Origin of the sequence: Acinetobacter sp. BY419 (assembly GCF_019038395.1) — a bacterium.
In the GTDB taxonomy this organism is placed as follows: domain Bacteria; phylum Pseudomonadota; class Gammaproteobacteria; order Pseudomonadales; family Moraxellaceae; genus Acinetobacter.
Window position 1 is genome coordinate 44,540 of record NZ_JAGFXZ010000019.1, and the last position, 16,659, is coordinate 61,198.

Genomic DNA, 16,659 nt, shown 5'->3' on the forward strand with positions numbered 1-16,659 from the left:
TCCCGCTTTTTTGTTTTATGATGATCTCATTGAAAATAATCATTTTAGGGTTCTGCATTGCGAAACGTAGGATACGATTTTATAAAAAACAAAAATATAGTACTGCCTGTAAGTTTCTGCCTGATTGCGATTCTGTTGACTGTTTTTATTATTAATACCGTTGTTGGCCTATTTGTTTTTTATATTGATCCCACCCAATCAATCTTCTGGCATACGCTAAGTCCTTATCTGATTGCCTTGCTGTTATTTGTGATGATGATTTCGGTCATCTATGAGTTTTATATTTTTCGGAATGGCGGTTATTCGCTGGCGAAGCAGATGGGTGCGCGCCGTCTCAGCCCGATGGACAGTATTCCCGAAGAAAGTGCTGTACTGCACATTAACCAGCAGCTGGCTGAGACTTTTCTGATTGAAACTCCGGCAGTGTATGTATTGCCCGATGAAGTTGGTGTCAATGCACTGACAGCAGGGTTTAGCCCGCGGGACACCGCGATTATCCTGACTTGGGGTGCAATACAGACACTCGATAAAGTTGAGCTGTATGGTTTGCTCAGTCATGAATTTAATAAAATCCTGGCCGGTGAAACTGCGGAAAATACCCGCTTGAAAATTCTGTATAGCAGTTTAACCACTTTTAGTCAGTGGGGTAGTAAAATTGCTAAATCCGGTTTTTATCGAACAGGCAGTCCACGGGAAAACAGGTTTGAAACCTTTTATGTTGCAGTCGGTGCGGTGATCTGGCTGACTGGCAGTTTGGGTGTATTGATTTCCCGCTTTATTAAATATATTTCCCTGGGTGGCCGGACTTATAAAAATGACCAGAAAACCCAACGCTTGATTCAAAATGATGCCAATATCCAGACTCTACTTAGAATTCATGTGCATCATTCCGGCTCGCAGATTTATAGTGAATATGCCGAATCGATTTCGCATATGTGCTTTGCCAATTCTTTAAGTCCACAAAACTGGCTGAATATTCATCCAAATATCAATCAGCGAATTTATGAATTAAATCCTGCCCTGATTCAGGATTTACAACTTGAGAACCTGAAAAAACTGAAGAATCAGCCTTTGTTCAGTTTATTTCGTTCTTTGGAAGAAGTTGTACCTGAAACTACAGTGAGCTGGAGTTCGCCACAACCTTTACCTTTGTTACGGCTGTCTCCGATTAGTTTTGCGATTAAAGATGCGATTAAGCCGCTGAATCCGGAACTTCGACTCAAGATGCCGCGTCCAGAACTGATTGAACGTGCATTGCAGACGGCGACCGGCTCTCGTGAAGTCATGGTTGCCATTTTAATGATCCGTCAATATCGTGAATTTATTCCGACTGAGGCTGAGGTCAGTCGTGCCATTGTAGATTCATTGCTAAATCTGGACGGGCGGGTACATATTTCTATTTTCCAGCAAGCCTGTAAGAATATTGGTGGCATGCCGACCACTGTCGCACGCCAGTTTTTGATGAAGCTGGCACGGATTATTCAGGAAGATGGTGAAATTGGTCTGCTGGATGCATTGTTGCTGGAATATGTGAAAGATGAGTTAAATTTGCTGCCTGCGCATATTCCGACTGCTCTCGATGAAGTCAAGCCACAAATCGTACGTTTGATTGATGCCTTGCTGCATGTGCAGCAGATTAATAGCGGTAACCAGCTTGAGGTACGGGAACGGATTTTAAACCGGATTTTGACAGCTCAGGAAGTGGACTTATATAATGAAATTTCAGATGAGCCGATTGATCTTGCTGAAATCTTGAATGATATTGCAGGGCTGTTGTTACGCGATCGTCTCAGTATTTTAGGGATTGCAGAAGCCTGTTTGTGGAGTGACCGTATCGTGACTCAGGATGAGCTGGATGTGATGGAGCTGTTGTATTGGCGCTTAGGTTTCGAGGGCGGGCAGGTTATTCAGCAAATATTAAAGAAGAACAGTTTAACCATTATGTAGAAAACAAACGAGAACGCGCAGCTTGACGCTAAATCTGTTATAACAGCAGGAATGGTATAATTGTTTATTAAAAATACACTTTTTAGCAGACAGATAAACTTTGTACTAGAATCCATCAAGATAAAAAAGAAAAGCTGAAAAAGTTCGGCAAAGCACAGGCAATCCGGCTAAAATGTTCAGCCTGAAATTGGTGATGATGAAAAGATGATTGGGCATCAGCGTGACATACTGGCAACATTAGGAATCGATCTCTGGATTCCTAGGGACAGCGCATGTCAGCCGCATCAGGTCTCGATCTGGCGTGACCAGGCTGCACCTGAATTCCACACCGATATCGTCTTGCCTCAGCCTGCTTTGGTAGAGCTCATGGCCGATCTGCCGATTTCTGAGCCAGAGCCAACCGTTGCGCTTAAGGCTGAAACGCCGCCTGCGGTATCGACTCAAGCTGTCCCTGTTCAGGAACATCGTGAAATTGTACAGATCCCGCCATTTAGTTTACAGGCTTTAAGTCTGGTGCATTGCAGTATCGTGATTGATGCAACTGAAATGACCGAAGACACCCAGAATTTATGGGGAAATATTCAGCGTGCAGTTTCAGGTGAGTTTTATGAGCTGAACTGGCCATTTCCCTGGGCCAATGTCCAGGATGGGCGCGGCGTAGAATCCTATATCCAGGGTTTTCTGGATGGGATGAGTGCAGAGAAAAACATTATTTTTCTCGGGCCTGTAGTGCATATTTCAAATACGAAAATAATCCAGCTAGCCTCTTTACAAGAAATGCTGGATCAGCCGATTCTAAAAAAACGTTTATGGCAGTTTATGCAAAATAGGTCTGTCAGTCTGGAATAATCTTGCTGTGGAATAAAAAAGATGAAACAAAAAGTGGTTGTATTTAGTCAAATTGATGCTGATATTCAAAACAAGCTCGAACAAAATTATCAGGTTAGCTATATACAACCAAAGCTGGGTGATGTGAATCAACAGATTTTGCAGCAGGTTCAGGATGCCGATGGCATGATTGGTGCTGGTCGCTTATTGAATCGTGATAATCTGGCCAGTGCTACCCGGTTAAAAATCATTTCCAGTGTCAGTGTCGGCTATGATAACTATGCACTGGATTATTTAAATGAAAAGAAAATCTATCTCAGTCATACCCCGCATGTACTGACTGAGACCACTGCTGACTTGGCTTTTACTTTGCTGATGTCAGCTGCGCGCAAAGTGACTTATCTGGATCAATGGACCAAGCAGGGGCAATGGCAGCGTACTGTTGGTGAAGCGCAATTTGGTCTGGATATTTTTGGAAAAACCCTGGGAATTATTGGTCTCGGTCATATTGGGGCTGCGATTGCACGCCGTGGTTTTTACGGTTTTAATATGAATATTCTGTATCATAATCGCCGTGAAAAACCGGAAATTGCACAAGGCTTAAATGCGCAATATTGCCAGCTGGAAGAACTGTTACAGCGTTCTGACTTTGTGGTTGTCGCAGTAGATTTGAATGTGGATTCCAAGGCACTGATTGCAGCGGCAGAACTGGCAAAAATGCAAGCACATGCAGTATTGATCAATATTTCACGTGGCTCGGTCATTGACGAGCAGGCACTGATTGATGCTTTAAAGGCCAGGAAGATTTTTGCTGCGGGTCTGGATGTATATCAGAAAGAGCCGTTAAAAGAATCAGAATTATTCCAGTTAGACAATGTAGTCACATTGCCACATGTGGGTTCGGCTACTGCAGCGACCCGCAAGAAAATGGCGGAACTGGCTTATCGGAATCTGGTAGATGCTTTGGAAGGGCGAGTACCACGTTATGTGGTCAATCCGGAATTTTAAAACGCATCTCATGTGTAGTTTAAATGGTATTAAAAAATAACATTTTCTTGCGTCTCTGCTCATTGTTCAATGCTATATTCAAGACAAATTAGATCGGCAGGATTAGAGATTTTTCATTGAAACGATTGGCGCTAGCGTGTGGCTTAAGTCTGTGTATGGTGACAGGGCACAGCTCTAACCATGATTTTAATCAGGCAAATGTGCAATTTTCTGTGCCTGATATTGGTACGGGTGTGGGTCTGCTCGATCAGCAAAAAGAAAAAATGATCGGTGAAAAAGTCTATCGTGAAGTACATAAACAAATGCCAGTAATGCAGAATCCATGGCTAGAAGACCAGTTGCTTTCTGTATTTTCCCATATTCTCAGTCAAACTCAATTGCAACAGCCCATCGGTTTGCTGGTGATTAATGACCCGCAAATTAATGCTTTTGCTGTTCCAGGTGGGCTCTTTGCCCTTAATGCAGGTCTGATTAATTCAGCCCGCAACATGGATGAAGTGGCAGGTGTGATGGCGCATGAAATTGCACATGTCACACAACGTCATTACAGTCGCTCCCAAGATGCCTTTAAGGGGCAGGGTTTGCTGGCACTGGCGGGAATTCTTGTCGGTGCTTTGGTGGCTTCTCAGGCAGATGGTGATGTAGGTGCCGCGGTCATGATGGGTTCTCAGGCAGCACTGGTGGATAAACAGCTTACCTATAGCCGTAATCAGGAACGTGAAGCAGACCGGATAGGTATGCAATATATGTATCGTTCCGGCTATAACCCGCATAGCATGGCAGACTTTTTTGAAGTCATGCATCGCTCTAGTAGTCGGTTAAGCTTTTTGCCAGATTTCTGGTTCACGCATCCACTTACCACCGAACGTATGAGCGAGGCCCGTTTACGTGCCAACCAGCTTCCTGCGGTGAAACGTAATCTCAATGACCAGGACTTTGAAATTATCAAGTGGTATAGCAGGGTATTGTCCCGTCAGACTGATGCAGAGCAGCTTATATTGATGGACCAGCGGAATAATTTTGCAGGTCAGCTTGCCTTGACTGCCTATCATATACAGCAAGGTGATTTCCAAGCGGCGCAAACTGCCCTAGATCAGGCGAAAAAGCATAACCAAATGCATCCTTTACAGGTTTTATTTCAAACTGATATTTATCTGGGGCAGAATCAACTGGATGTAGCCCTCAAAAGTGTCGCTTCCGCAGCGCGTATTATGCCGGAAAACCGTGCCCTCAATTATAAATATGCAGAAGTCTTGATTCGTGCCAAGCAGCCGGATCAGGCGAAAGCCTTGGTGCAGCGATTTCTAAATGCCAATTCACGCGATGTGAATGGCTGGCGGCTGATGCAACTGGCGGCCAATGCAGAGCCAGATTCGGCGATTAAGGCTGCCAATGTGCTGCGCTATCGTGCAGAGGTGGAATACTGGTCAGGATATGAAGAAACCGCGATCAAATCATTATTACATGCACAGCGCACCGCCAAGAATAACCAGTCTTTATCGGCCGCAATTCGCCAGCGTCTGAAACAGATGCAGCAGGCACATCAATATAAGATTTAAAACTGAACTGGGTTTTAAGTTTTTGTATCGGGATGATATAGCAAGCTTATGCGAAATCAGGCTACAATCTTTTTAAAGATAAGCTTGATTGAATTTGAAGCAGCGTATGAAAAAAATAGTATTAGGTATGTTTTTGCTGGGGTGTAGTTATGCGGTATGTGCTGCGAGCGCTATTGAATATATAGAAGCGGTAGAACGTATTAATGCTGACTATAAAAAGGAATCGCGTCAATTCTTGAGTGGTTTGAATCCACAGCAGCAAGGTTTTAGTCCTGAGCAGAATGCAAAGTTTTGCGCTATTGTCGGGCATTATGTGGATCGTTTATATCAGGCAGCTGATCAGAATCGTGCCTATCTGGATCGTCAGTTTCAAAATATGAGCAAGCAGGATGTGATTACAGAAGTGAAGTCTTCAAAAGAGATGCAATTGCTGAAACGCTATCAGGTCGATTGTCATTTATAATCAGCATACGCTAAGAACTGCTTTTTTATAAAGGCAGTTCAACGTTAAAGATAAAATATTTGAGAAGTGGGGTTTAAGCAAGTTTCGCTTTAATTTTAGCGGATACTTGTGCAGGATCGGCGCGCCCGGCTATGAGCGGACGCAGAGAATTCATCACCTTACCCATATCTTTCATGCTAGTAGCTTGTTGCGCTGCAATCGTTTGCGCAATCATGGAATCAAGTTCTTCCTCAGTCATAGCTTCTGGTAGAAATTGAGATAAAATCTCAAGTTCGGCTTGTTCCTTACTAGCTAAATCATCACGGCCAGCACCTGAAAATGCTTTAACCGATTCTTTACGTTGTTTAATTTGCTTTTCAATGACCGCAAGAACCTGAGCGTCGTCAAGCTCTTTGCGTTCATCGACTTCGATTTGCTTAATTGCTGCCTGTAGACCCCGTATGACCGTCAACTTGGACATTTCTTTGGCACGCATTGTTGCTTTCAAAACATCCGTGATTTGGTCTTTTAAAGTCGTCATTATTTATTCCAGGCAGTCAATCACAAATTAATCTTAGTAAAGGCGAGTAGTACGTACTGATTCACGCGCCAATTTCTTTTGGTAGCGTTTAACAGCAGCAGCTTTTTTGCGCTTACGTTCTTGAGTTGGTTTCTCGTAGAATTCACGTTTACGTACGTCAGCTAGAACGCCCGCTTTTTCGCATGAACGTTTGAAGCGACGGATAGCTACGTCTACTGGTTCGCCTTCTTTCAATTTAACTTGTGGCATGAAGAATCCTCATATTAGTTAGGGTAAGATCTCAGGCAAAATTGCCCTCAATCACAAGTGAAGGTCAGTATTTTACTCATTTACATCTCATACCACAAGTCTATAATAGTTGCTGCAATAGAATTGATACAGGTTATAGGCAGTTTAATGATCGTTTTAGGCTTAGAAACGTCGTGTGATGAAACAGGGCTTGCACTTTATGATAGCGAGTTGGGTTTGCGCGGACAGGTACTTTATAGCCAAATTAAACTGCATGCAGAATATGGCGGTGTGGTTCCAGAGTTGGCTTCCCGTGATCATGTACGCAAACTGATCCCCCTCATTAATGAGTTGCTGGAGCAAACTGGCATCAAAAAATCAGAAATTGATGCCATTGCGTATACCCGTGGGCCTGGTTTGATGGGGGCATTGATGACCGGTGCGCTATTTGGTCGAACTTTGGCCTTTGCGCTGAATAAACCCGCCATTGGTGTGCATCATATGGAAGGGCATATGCTGGCGCCTTTGTTGTCGGAAACCCCGCCTGAGTTCCCGTTTGTTGCGCTTTTAGTATCGGGGGGACATTCCCAGCTCATGGCAGCCTATGGTATTGGTCAGTATGAGCTGCTCGGTGAATCGATTGATGATGCTGCCGGTGAAGCTTTTGATAAAGTCGCGAAAATGATGGGCTTGCCATATCCGGGTGGTCCCAATATTTCCAAACTGGCTGAACAGGGTGATCCCGCTGCTTTCGCTTTTCCACGTCCAATGCTGCATCAAGGTCTGGAATTTTCATTTAGCGGTTTAAAAACGGCTGTTTCTGTACAAATGAAAAAACTCGGTGATGAAAACCGTGATGCTGATATTGCTGCCAGTTTTCAGGAAGCCATTGTAGATACCTTGGTGAAAAAGTCAGTCAAAGCTCTGAAGCAAACGGGTCTTAAACGTCTGGTAATTGCAGGTGGTGTAAGTGCCAACAAGCGTTTACGTGAGCGTTTAGAAGCGGATTTAGCCAAGATCCGTGCTTCGGTTTATTATGCAGAACCTGCACTTTGTACGGATAATGGTGCAATGATTGCATTTGCAGGTTATCAGCGTTTAAAAGCAGGACAGCATGATGGGTTGGCAGTGACTACTACGCCACGCTGGCCAATGACGGAACTGACTAATCCGACAGAGGCATAGATTGCAGCTTGCAAGAAAGAGGCCTAGGCCTCTTTTTTTATTCTGACTGTTTAAATAAAGACTTAATAGAAATGAGATGTTGTGAATATATGTTCTTATAACTTTATTTAAAACTCAAATATTCTATTGAAACTTGAAAATCGTTTAATAGCTCAGGTTTAGATCATGCAAATTTTACAGGTTTGCAGCAGAGGTTGCTTCGCATGGAAAATATAAATTTCAAAAGTTTTCAGGATGCTGGACAGGCGGTATTAAAGTTTCTGCATAAGCATTTTGGCTTTAATTTATGGATGATCACCCGGGTAGAAGGTCAAGACTGGATCGTACTGCAACCTGAAGACCATGGCTATGATGTACAACCTGGGCAAGTTTTTCAGTGGGCTGACTCTTTCTGCTTTCATATGGTGGCAGGTAAAGCGCCTAGAATTGCACCCCGTTCCGAAGATATTCCGCTATATGCAACTGCACCCATTAACCAGCAGGTGAATATAAAATCCTATATCGGGCAGCCTTTAATCAATGAGGATGGCAGTCTGTTTGGAACGCTGTGTGCGATTGATCCAGAAACCAAATCAGAAGCTATTGTTCAAGATATGCAATTGGTCGAGTTATTAGGGTAATTACTCAGTTCTATCTTGCAGGCGGAATTGCGTCAGATTGAGCAGGTGCGACAGCATGAACTCTTACAGGAAGAAGCCAGTAAAGATGAATTGACCAAGCTATATAATCGTCGTGCCTGGGAAAAGCTGCTGCGAGCAGAAGAAGAACGTTGTAAACAATATGGCCATCCAGCCGCTGTATTATTTATTGACCTGAATGACCTGAAAAAAGTGAATGACAGTTTGGGTCATGATGAGGGAGATAAGTTAATCCAGCACGCGGCGCAGGTACTTCGGGAAAATGTACGTATGAACGACATTGTCGCTCGTTTGGGTGGTGACGAATTTGTGGTTCTCAGTGTGGAAAATGATGAGGCAGGTACTGAAAGTCTGCTCGAACGTTTAATTGAGGCTTTTACACAAGCAAATATTGGGGCGGCGATTGGTATGGCGATGCGTCATCCAACTCATGGTTTGTTTGAAGCACTAGCCCAAGCAGATAAAAAAATGTTTGAGTATAAGCGTCAGAAAAAATCTAATGAATCAGTAATAAATTGAGAATAGTTGATGCTCTAAATCTCCTGCAAATCATTCAATATTTCATCTGCTAAAGCCAGCGTATGTTGCAACATTATTCTTAATACTCATGTATGAAGGTTGAGCATAAATCGGCACGCAAAGAAAACTTAATACATTTTTAACTTAAGGATTACAAAGTCTATAAGCTTTGTTGCAAAGTAAATGGGTCTAATTTAAAGCGTTTAACTTATGTGGAAAAGTGATTCTGGTAAGGGTTAAGGACAAAATAAGCGTTTAATTTATTAAGATAAGTGTTATTTGAAATATACATTAAAATTACAGAACAAAAATTTACTTTGTTTAAAGTTAAAGCGCTATCAAGGGAAAAAGCTGGTTGCCAGAAAGAAATATCACCGGCAAGCAGAGCGTTCGAGCTGTTTGTTTTCGAGGTAGCTAATCTTTAGAAATAACCAAATAAAAATGCATAGAAATTTTAGGGAATAAATTTTATGAAAAAGCAGATTTCTCTCTTTGGACTCGCTGTTGTCTCGGGTCTGCTTAGTGCCTGTGGTGGCGGTGGCGGAAGTGGCTCAGACAGTGCTACCGTTACTACACCTCCCAATGTTCCTAAGGAAAGTATTTCCCCTGAGCTTTCAGAAGAGTTTGTCCCGTTTGAAGATCAGGATATTGTAGATAAAATTCGCGATAAAATTTCTGGAGATACCAGTAATGATACCGACTATAACGTTGCTCTAGGTCACATGATTGGTGAAGTATTTGCAGATTATCCTTATGGGCGTACTGCACGTATCATCAAGATTTATAATCTGGGCATCAATAGTATTAAATATCCAAATCTGATCTGCTCGGAAGTAAATACCACAGGCACGGTCAATACCCTGAAATTAAAAACGGATAGAGATAACTGTATTATTCTAGATAAAACTTATCGTAAAGGCTCAACGATCACTCAGACGGTGAACGGTGATTCGACGACTTTAAGTTTTAATAATGTCCGTTATGGTTCGAATGTGGATTTTAATCTCAAGGACGACTATCTGATTTCTGGCACGATTGTGCATCGTAAAACCAAAGATGCAATGGGGACATCTGAGTCTTATCAAATTGACCATTTGGAATTCCAGCGTATAGCAGAGACGGATCAGGCGGGGGCTTCTGGAACAGCGTTCAATACAAAGAGCAAAGAATATTTGCAGGTACGTAATTATAATTATAGTCTGGTCGATGATTATGGTAGCGGTAGCAATGGTATTCGTACCTTAAGCAGTCGTGGCACGATTATCGGGCAGCCTGATCTGGCAGATTATCGTTACAGTTTTAATTTTGATACCACGACCCCATTCAAGATGGAGGAAACTCTATTAAATAACTATAAGCATTTGCCGAAAGAGGGGATGCTTAAAATTACTGACAGATATGATCAGGTAATTGAAGTCAAGCAGAACCAGCCAGAATCGTTGAAGGCCACTGTTTATTTCAATGGTAGCGAGATTGATGACCTGCTCTGGTCTACCATTATTGGTGATAAAAAATAATCCAGAATATTAAAAAAAAGCTTCGCATGTGGGCGAAGCCTTTTTATTTTTGATTCATCGGCCTTTCGCTGAAAAAACCTGCTGCAAAGCTCTTCAAATGCTCTAAGTAAAAATTCAGATAGATATAGCATCTAACAATAATTCAGCAGGATAAACCGCTTGCCATGAGGTTTTAAACTGTTTATGTACTTGATCAATCGGGAAAGTGCTGAATTTCGCAATATTTTGTGCCTTTTGAATGCTGTCGGCGCGCATATATGCAATCAGATAGTCCTGACCGTGAAGTTGCAGATAAAACCAAGACTCTACATGAACCTGTTCAGCCTTGAGGGTTTCAATGACTTCGGCTTGACGTGCTTTTAAAGTGCGCTGCCAGTCATGAACCTGCTGCATGTGCAAGGGCTTAAGTTGAATGAGAACTGCACCAACATCCATATTTTTTATTTTCTTGATTGACCTGATTTTATATAAACGATCTGTATAAAAAAAGCGACCTAAATCGGTCGCTTTTAAGCTTTTTAAGAGGCATTAAGTTGAGTTGACCCGATCCAGTGCCTGGAAAACTGATAAGCAGCACGTCCTGAACGCTGACCACGTGCCTGACACCAGCGTAAGGCTTCAGCACGGGTTTCCGGGGTCAATTCCATTCCTGCTTTTTTAAGATAATGCTCTACAATTTCCAGATACAGATTCTGATCCATTGGGTAGAAGGATAACCATAAACCAAAACGGTCAGATAACGAGATTTTCTCTTCAATGGCTTCCTGAGGATGTAGCTCGGTATATTGCGGAACATCAACCCGGGTAACAGGCGTATTTTCATGCATAAATTCTGGTAATAAATGACGACGGTTACTGGTCGCATAAATCAGAAAATTGCTGGAACCGGATTGTAATGAGCCATCAAAAACACTTTTTAAACTGCGATAATTTTCATCTTCGGCATTAAATGCCAGATCATCACAATAGACAATAAATTTCTCTGGTCGGTCTGCAATGAGTTGCTGAATTTGAGGCAGGTCAGACAAATCATCCCGTTCAATTTCAATCAGGCGTAAACCCTGGTTTGCATATTCAGTCAGCAGGGCACGCACAATAGAAGATTTGCCTGTGCCCCGGGAGCCGGTCAGCAAGACATCATTGGCGGGTAAATTATTTAAAAACTGCAAAGTGTTCTGGATGACTTTTTCTTTTTGTCGCTCTATACCTTTTAAATCGGACAGTTCCATCTGTCTAAGCTGATGAATAGGCTTGAGTTCACCATGTTGCCATTTATAGGCATGAGCAGAAAAATCAGGAGTTTTTTTAAGTTCGGGCAGGCTTTGCTGAAGCTGCTGCAGAACAGTCGAAAGGGTATTTATAATATGGTCAGGTAACTCAATTTTCGCCATGATCTAAGCATTACAGATTTAAAATTATGCCTAAGATAGTACCACTGCAAAATTCACAGTCAAAGCCGGGAAAGTATGATAATTTGCTTAAAGTAGAGAATTTTCGTTATTGTAGAGGATAGAAAGTTTGTACACATTTTCTGGCTCTGGGTACGAGCTGTATCAAGAATAAATATAGGGAAGAAGGCAGATGCTGTTTAAAGATTTTACTCAGGATGTGAATCCACATCAGGCCTATCGTATTAAAAAGCTCAAGCAGCAGCTGCAACAGGCTGAGTCCTATGAGGAATGGAAATATATTGCCCTGAAAATAGATGAAGAATCAGGTGCGCAGGAATGGAAACTTGATAACAGCTCACCCTACTTTGATGCGGAAGTAATTACACATCGTCTGGGTAAATTAAGACGCTATCGACAACAAAAGCGTACCCGTGACCTGATGTATATTTTGCGCGAAGGCCTAAGCTACGATATTGCCAATATTGCCCATCCTCTCTTGTTTACCGAAGCCTATGTCGGCACCAAAAGAATTATTGAAGATTATGTCGAAGAAGTCAGCCAAGGCTTAGCCTATATTGCTTCAACAGACTGTATCTGCCTGAGTGTTGAAGAAAAAATTGAATATTTTCAACATTGTCAGCGTGCTTATGGACAGCCAGCCTTGATGTTTTCTGGTGGTTCGACTTTGGGCTTGTTTCATACTGGGGTATGTAAGGCTCTGATGGAGCAGGATTTGTTGCCAAAAGTCATGTCGGGGTCTAGTGCGGGCGCGATCATGACCGCGATGTTGGGCGTGTCCAAACCATCACAATATGTCGATATTCTAAAAGGGCATAATTTCTTCCATGAGGCATTTCATTTCCGTACCATGAGCGAATTGCTGAAAGGTAATGGTGGTCTGGCCGATGTGAAATATCTGAAAAAATTTCTGGTCGAAAACTTAGGGGATCTGACCTTTGAGGAAGCTTTAAAAAACTCAGGCCTGCATATTAACATTGCAGTCGCGCCTTATGATGCGGCACAGGATGCACGTATCATGAATGCCTATACATCTCCGGATGTGCTGGTCTGGAGCGCAGTGCTAGCCTCTTGTGCAGTGCCCATTCTGTTTCCACCTGTCCGTTTGACCAGCAAGCGTTACGATGGTCAATATACGCCTTATATGGGGTCAACCCGCTGGGTGGATGGCAGTGTACGCAGTGATTTCCCGCAGGAAAAAATGGCACGCCTGTATAATATCAATTATACCATTGCCAGTCAGACTAACCCGCACATCGTGCCATTTATGCAAGATGATATTTCGCGTTTCCGTAAGGGTACCTTGAGTTGGCCACAACGGATTGTCCGTCGTCAGGGTGCGGTACTTAGTAAAGGAATGATGGATTTTGCCCGAGAACATGCCGGAAGGTTACCCCCTGTGCGCCGTCTTCTGGATCATGGTTATGGGGTGGTCGACCAGCGTTATTATGGTGACGTGAATATTGTCGGCAAATATAGTCTGCGCCACTATAGCTATATGTTGCAGAATCCCCGACCGTATCTTTTTAAAATTTTACAGCGTGAAGGTGAACGGGCTACATGGCCGAAAATTTCCCTTATCGAGACTCAGGAACGGGTCGGGAAAACTATTCAGCATTGTCTGGAACTGCTAAATTATCAGCATACACCTGATCCAAAACCTGAATACATTGCAACGACTTAATTTAGATGATCTTGAAACTTCTGATTTTGAACTGCGGACCAAAGCGCGCAGCCTGAGTTTTGGTCGGCGTCTTTATTATGCCGGAGAACATGCGCTCTGGCTAAAAACCCAGATACCGCCTAGATCTGATAGCTTACAATCATCTCAGCATGCTGAACTAGGCTGGCAACGTGAGCTGGATTTCTATCAGGTTCATGCCAGTTCAAATGATCTGGATTTTTTCCTTCCGCATCAAATTATTCAACATCCTTTCACGATCAATCATGAGAATTTTGAACAGGCCTTGATTCTGGTCGATGCACCGGCGCATTTTTATGTCATGCCGCATCTGCAATCTGTCACGCAAATTCGACAACATTTGCTGCAAGCTGTAGAGCCTTTAATCTGCTTGCAAGAATTGGGCTATTTACATGCTGATTTAAAGCAGGAACATTTTGTAAATGATCAGGGCAGGGTATGCCTGCTTGATTTTGAACATGTACAGACACTTCATCAGAATGACCTGTATGAGCTGAATGCAACGCCGCGTTATATGGCGCCGGAACTGTTCCAAGGCCATGTCAAAACCGTACAGAGTGAAGTGTATGCTTTGGGTATTATTTTTTATGAATGGTTGAGTGGACAGCGGTTGCAGGCGAGTAATTATCTGGAGTGGGCACTTTTGCATTGTCAGCGCCTGAAGATTGAGTTGCCGGAACACTTACAGGCCTTTCGAGGCTTGATAGTAGAGATGCTAGGCAAGCAACAACAGCATCGACTGGCAGATTTTAAAGCGGTTAGAGACTACTTAATGACTGAAATTGAATGAGAAAAATACAATAAAACCTGGATTGTTTCTTATTTAATCAAACGCGTGTTTTTTTATTATAAACGGCTTGTCAGCTGGAAATGATCTCTATAATATACACAGCCATTGGGGACGTGGCGAAATTGGTAGACGCACTGGATTTAGGTTCCAGCGCCGCGAGGTGTGAGAGTTCGAGTCTCTCCGTCCCCACCAATCAATATTTGGGTAGCTGAATATTGGGTGGAATTAGAGGATTGGTGTAATGGTAGCATGACGGTCTCCAAAACCGTTCGTCAAGGTTCGAGTCCTTGATCCTCTGCCAAAGTTTAAAAGAAATCCAACGCTAAGTTGGTACCCTGATGGGGACGTGGCGAAATTGGTAGACGCACTGGATTTAGGTTCCAGCGCCGCGAGGTGTGAGAGTTCGAGTCTCTCCGTCCCCACCATCATATTAAAGCAAGGCTGATGCCTTGCTTTTTTATTGCCTGAAATTTAAGGTCAGCTTTTCTGGTCACAAGATTTTTGTTGTCATGCTTGATGAGCATCAATGCATTCTGAGTTTAACTTCTCCAGTGAGTGAGCATGCAAGGGCAGGGTTTTAATAAATTTCATTTTTATTCCAAGTCATAATTCATGTGATCTAAATTTAACAATCTAAATAGGGCTATGGCTAAGTCGTGGTATGTCCATCGGTGGTATGTGCCGGGTTAAATTGAATGATTGGGATCTAAATAGAGTGATATTTGTTCAATAGTGAATTAACTGCTTAATTTTTGATATAAAAGTATTTAGCTTTTTACAGAACTACTTGTGAATCAGCTCTGATCGCTATAATATACACAGCCATGGGGATATGGCGGAATTGGTAGACGCACTGTGTTCAGGTCGCAGCGCCTTCTGGGCGTGAGAGTTCGAGTCTCTCTATCCCCACCAAATATGAAAAACAAGGTCGATACCTTGTTTTTTTTTGCCTGCAATTTGCTAAGGCGAGTTTTATTTATTCTGTTTCCTATTTTGGTTCCATGTGCTGGCTTAGACCTAATTTATAATCAGAGATACAGTTTCAGCGCTTTGAATATTCATGTTGATCAATATCAGAAATTCATTTGAGTCTCCATTCGAGATAGAGGAAGTGAATAGAAACTTTTGAAGAAATAACGGACTTATAGCTTGACCCTAAAAAGAATCAAATTTTCGACATAAGTTTTATAAAAAATTAAAAAATAAGCTTAACTGTTTATTTTATAGCGCAATAGATAGTGATTGCTTGTAAAACCGCTTGTCAATGCCGGTCTATCTCTATAATATACACAGCCATTGGGGACGTGGCGAAATTGGTAGACGCACTGGATTTAGGTTCCAGCGCCGCGAGGTGTGAGAGTTCGAGTCTCTCCGTCCCCACCAATCGATATTTGGGTAGCTGAATATTGGGTGGAATTAGAGGATTGGTGTAATGGTAGCATGACGGTCTCCAAAACCGTTCGTCAAGGTTCGAGTCCTTGATCCTCTGCCAAAGTTTAAAAGAAATCCAACGCTAAGTTGGTACCCTGATGGGGACGTGGCGAAATTGGTAGACGCACTGGATTTAGGTTCCAGCGCCGCGAGGTGTGAGAGTTCGAGTCTCTCCGTCCCCACCATCATATTAAAGCAAGGCTGATGCCTTGCTTTTTTATTGTCTGAAATTTACCGAATAAAAAAAGCCCATCGAAATGGGCTGAATAACTGGAGAATAGTACTGTTGAATTAGTGGGGAAATTAATTTATTTTTCTGCTCTTAAATAGAAACCATCAGGCTTTCAAATGATCTTCAAATTCCTCGCCTAGTTGCAGTGCCAAGGCATTACCTGCCAGATCACAGGTGACCAAGCCATATTCTTTCTTAAAACTGAAACTGAAACCACGATCATCCGCCAGGGTACGTACCGAGTATCCCAATTTTTCTAACCATAGTCGAAATGCAATCAAATTTTTAGCTTTAACCACTTTTTTCACGAGATCACTCCTTCATCATTGTTAAATCTTAAATAAGGGTGAAAAATTATGTTTTAAAGGGCAGATACCCTTATTTAAATTAATTTAAATGAATTTGCATATATAGTGAACATCGGGTGATTAAGAAAAGAGCAATTTATGGTTTAAGTAAATGATTTTTATCAAATTGAATAGGTTGTAACTAAATATTAAGTTTTTATAAGATGTAGAAAAAATATAATTATTTTTATAATTCAATTATTTATAATTAACCTGAATCCTGCTTAAGCCGATGATTTCATAATTTGAATTTTTGGCTTATTTCGATGGGTTAATTGATATGCACATAGCGAAGCATAAATTCCGCTGAGAAATCCATGAAGACTACGTGCTTTA

At 42.2% G+C, this 16,659-nt stretch carries 14 protein-coding genes, 7 tRNA genes and 2 pseudogenes; 17 read left to right on the plus strand and 6 right to left on the minus strand.

From position 1 onward, the window contains the following. The first annotated feature begins 57 nt into the window (after window positions 1-57). The 5 genes from KUG37_RS08990 to KUG37_RS09010 all read left to right on the plus strand — a co-directional run bounded on the left by KUG37_RS08990 (window position 58) and on the right by KUG37_RS09010 (window position 5,805). Window positions 58-1,947, plus strand: a complete 1,890-nt coding sequence (locus KUG37_RS08990; RefSeq protein WP_216934293.1) for a M48 family metalloprotease — start codon at window positions 58-60, stop codon at window positions 1,945-1,947. A 204-nt stretch (window positions 1,948-2,151) separates the two neighbouring features. Beyond that, complete coding sequence (locus tag KUG37_RS08995; RefSeq protein WP_216934291.1) at window positions 2,152-2,796, plus strand: hypothetical protein; 645 nt, start codon at window positions 2,152-2,154, stop codon at window positions 2,794-2,796. Window positions 2,797-2,817: 21 nt separating this feature from the next. Continuing rightward, window positions 2,818-3,783 (plus strand): D-glycerate dehydrogenase, encoded by a 966-nt coding sequence (locus KUG37_RS09000; protein ID WP_216934289.1) that lies wholly within the window; start codon window positions 2,818-2,820, stop codon window positions 3,781-3,783. Between the two features lie 116 nt (window positions 3,784-3,899). Next, window positions 3,900-5,342 (plus strand): M48 family metalloprotease, encoded by a 1,443-nt coding sequence (locus KUG37_RS09005; protein ID WP_216934287.1) that lies wholly within the window; start codon window positions 3,900-3,902, stop codon window positions 5,340-5,342. A gap of 106 nt (window positions 5,343-5,448) precedes the next feature. After that, complete coding sequence (locus KUG37_RS09010) at window positions 5,449-5,805, plus strand: hypothetical protein (protein WP_216934285.1); 357 nt, start codon at window positions 5,449-5,451, stop codon at window positions 5,803-5,805. A gap of 73 nt (window positions 5,806-5,878) precedes the next feature. On the opposite strand, the gene KUG37_RS09015 is transcribed toward KUG37_RS09010, so the two are convergent. Together KUG37_RS09015 and rpsU are read right to left on the minus strand one after the other, a co-directional pair. After that, a complete protein-coding gene (locus tag KUG37_RS09015; protein WP_216934283.1) occupies window positions 5,879-6,325 on the minus strand; it encodes a GatB/YqeY domain-containing protein in 447 nt (148 codons plus the stop codon). 33 nt (window positions 6,326-6,358) lie between these two features. Further along, window positions 6,359-6,574, minus strand: coding sequence for a 30S ribosomal protein S21 (gene rpsU, locus KUG37_RS09020; RefSeq protein ID WP_001136722.1), 216 nt, complete (start codon window positions 6,572-6,574; stop codon window positions 6,359-6,361). A 147-nt stretch (window positions 6,575-6,721) separates the two neighbouring features. Here rpsU and tsaD point away from each other — a divergent pair, with 147 nt between their 5' ends. The 3 genes and pseudogenes from tsaD to KUG37_RS09035 all read left to right on the plus strand — a co-directional run bounded on the left by tsaD (window position 6,722) and on the right by KUG37_RS09035 (window position 10,412). Next, window positions 6,722-7,738, plus strand: a complete 1,017-nt coding sequence (gene tsaD, locus KUG37_RS09025; protein ID WP_216934281.1) for a tRNA (adenosine(37)-N6)-threonylcarbamoyltransferase complex transferase subunit TsaD — start codon at window positions 6,722-6,724, stop codon at window positions 7,736-7,738. Between the two features lie 203 nt (window positions 7,739-7,941). Then, a pseudogene (locus KUG37_RS09030) lies at window positions 7,942-8,895 on the plus strand (diguanylate cyclase). A 470-nt stretch (window positions 8,896-9,365) separates the two neighbouring features. Beyond that, window positions 9,366-10,412, plus strand: coding sequence for a hypothetical protein (locus KUG37_RS09035; protein ID WP_216934279.1), 1,047 nt, complete (start codon window positions 9,366-9,368; stop codon window positions 10,410-10,412). Between the two features lie 114 nt (window positions 10,413-10,526). On the opposite strand, the gene KUG37_RS09040 is transcribed toward KUG37_RS09035, so the two are convergent. Then, window positions 10,527-10,847 carry a DUF6176 family protein gene (locus tag KUG37_RS09040; protein ID WP_216934277.1) on the minus strand — a complete coding sequence of 107 codons (321 nt, stop codon included), beginning with the start codon at window positions 10,845-10,847 and terminating at the stop codon, window positions 10,527-10,529. Window positions 10,848-10,930: 83 nt separating this feature from the next. Further along, a complete protein-coding gene (locus KUG37_RS09045) occupies window positions 10,931-11,803 on the minus strand; it encodes an ATP-binding protein (protein ID WP_216934275.1) in 873 nt (290 codons plus the stop codon). A gap of 190 nt (window positions 11,804-11,993) precedes the next feature. Between KUG37_RS09045 and KUG37_RS09050 the strand changes: the two genes are divergently transcribed. From KUG37_RS09050 to KUG37_RS09090, 9 genes are all read left to right on the plus strand, one after another. Further along, a complete protein-coding gene (locus tag KUG37_RS09050; RefSeq protein WP_216934273.1) occupies window positions 11,994-13,505 on the plus strand; it encodes a DUF3336 domain-containing protein in 1,512 nt (503 codons plus the stop codon). Next, window positions 13,492-14,313, plus strand: a complete 822-nt coding sequence (locus tag KUG37_RS09055; protein ID WP_216934271.1) for a protein kinase — start codon at window positions 13,492-13,494, stop codon at window positions 14,311-14,313. The genes KUG37_RS09050 and KUG37_RS09055 overlap by 14 nt, the downstream gene beginning before the upstream one ends. Before the next feature lie 107 nt (window positions 14,314-14,420). Continuing rightward, a tRNA-Leu gene (locus KUG37_RS09060) sits at window positions 14,421-14,505 on the plus strand. Window positions 14,506-14,540: 35 nt separating this feature from the next. Next, window positions 14,541-14,614, plus strand: a tRNA-Trp gene (locus KUG37_RS09065). A 39-nt stretch (window positions 14,615-14,653) separates the two neighbouring features. Continuing rightward, window positions 14,654-14,738, plus strand: a tRNA-Leu gene (locus KUG37_RS09070). 401 nt (window positions 14,739-15,139) lie between these two features. Continuing rightward, window positions 15,140-15,225, plus strand: a tRNA-Leu gene (locus tag KUG37_RS09075). A 386-nt stretch (window positions 15,226-15,611) separates the two neighbouring features. Next, window positions 15,612-15,696: transfer RNA gene (locus KUG37_RS09080), tRNA-Leu, on the plus strand. Window positions 15,697-15,731: 35 nt separating this feature from the next. Beyond that, window positions 15,732-15,805, plus strand: a tRNA-Trp gene (locus KUG37_RS09085). A 39-nt stretch (window positions 15,806-15,844) separates the two neighbouring features. Continuing rightward, window positions 15,845-15,929, plus strand: a tRNA-Leu gene (locus tag KUG37_RS09090). Window positions 15,930-16,080: 151 nt separating this feature from the next. On the opposite strand, the gene KUG37_RS09095 is transcribed toward KUG37_RS09090, so the two are convergent. Both KUG37_RS09095 and KUG37_RS09100 read right to left on the minus strand, forming a co-directional pair. After that, entirely contained in the window at window positions 16,081-16,284 is a 204-nt protein-coding gene (locus tag KUG37_RS09095; RefSeq protein ID WP_004280022.1) for a hypothetical protein, read from the minus strand. 263 nt (window positions 16,285-16,547) lie between these two features. Further along, window positions 16,548-16,659: pseudogene (locus KUG37_RS09100) on the minus strand (IS982 family transposase); the annotation flags it as partial.

Bases quoted from the DNA above. Each gene is read 5' to 3' on its own strand.
- KUG37_RS08995 (WP_216934291.1), top strand. From the start codon at position 2,152: ATGATTGGGCATCAGCGTGACATACTGGCAACATTAGGAATCGATCTC.
- KUG37_RS09000 (WP_216934289.1), top strand. From the start codon at position 2,818: ATGAAACAAAAAGTGGTTGTATTTAGTCAAATTGATGCTGATATTCAA.
- KUG37_RS09010 (WP_216934285.1), top strand. From the start codon at position 5,449: ATGAAAAAAATAGTATTAGGTATGTTTTTGCTGGGGTGTAGTTATGCG.
- KUG37_RS09015 (WP_216934283.1), bottom strand. From the start codon at position 6,325: ATGACGACTTTAAAAGACCAAATCACGGATGTTTTGAAAGCAACAATG.
- rpsU (WP_001136722.1), bottom strand. From the start codon at position 6,574: ATGCCACAAGTTAAATTGAAAGAAGGCGAACCAGTAGACGTAGCTATC.
- tsaD (WP_216934281.1), top strand. From the start codon at position 6,722: ATGATCGTTTTAGGCTTAGAAACGTCGTGTGATGAAACAGGGCTTGCA.
- KUG37_RS09035 (WP_216934279.1), top strand. From the start codon at position 9,366: ATGAAAAAGCAGATTTCTCTCTTTGGACTCGCTGTTGTCTCGGGTCTG.
- KUG37_RS09040 (WP_216934277.1), bottom strand. From the start codon at position 10,847: ATGGATGTTGGTGCAGTTCTCATTCAACTTAAGCCCTTGCACATGCAG.
- KUG37_RS09045 (WP_216934275.1), bottom strand. From the start codon at position 11,803: ATGGCGAAAATTGAGTTACCTGACCATATTATAAATACCCTTTCGACT.
- KUG37_RS09050 (WP_216934273.1), top strand. From the start codon at position 11,994: ATGCTGTTTAAAGATTTTACTCAGGATGTGAATCCACATCAGGCCTAT.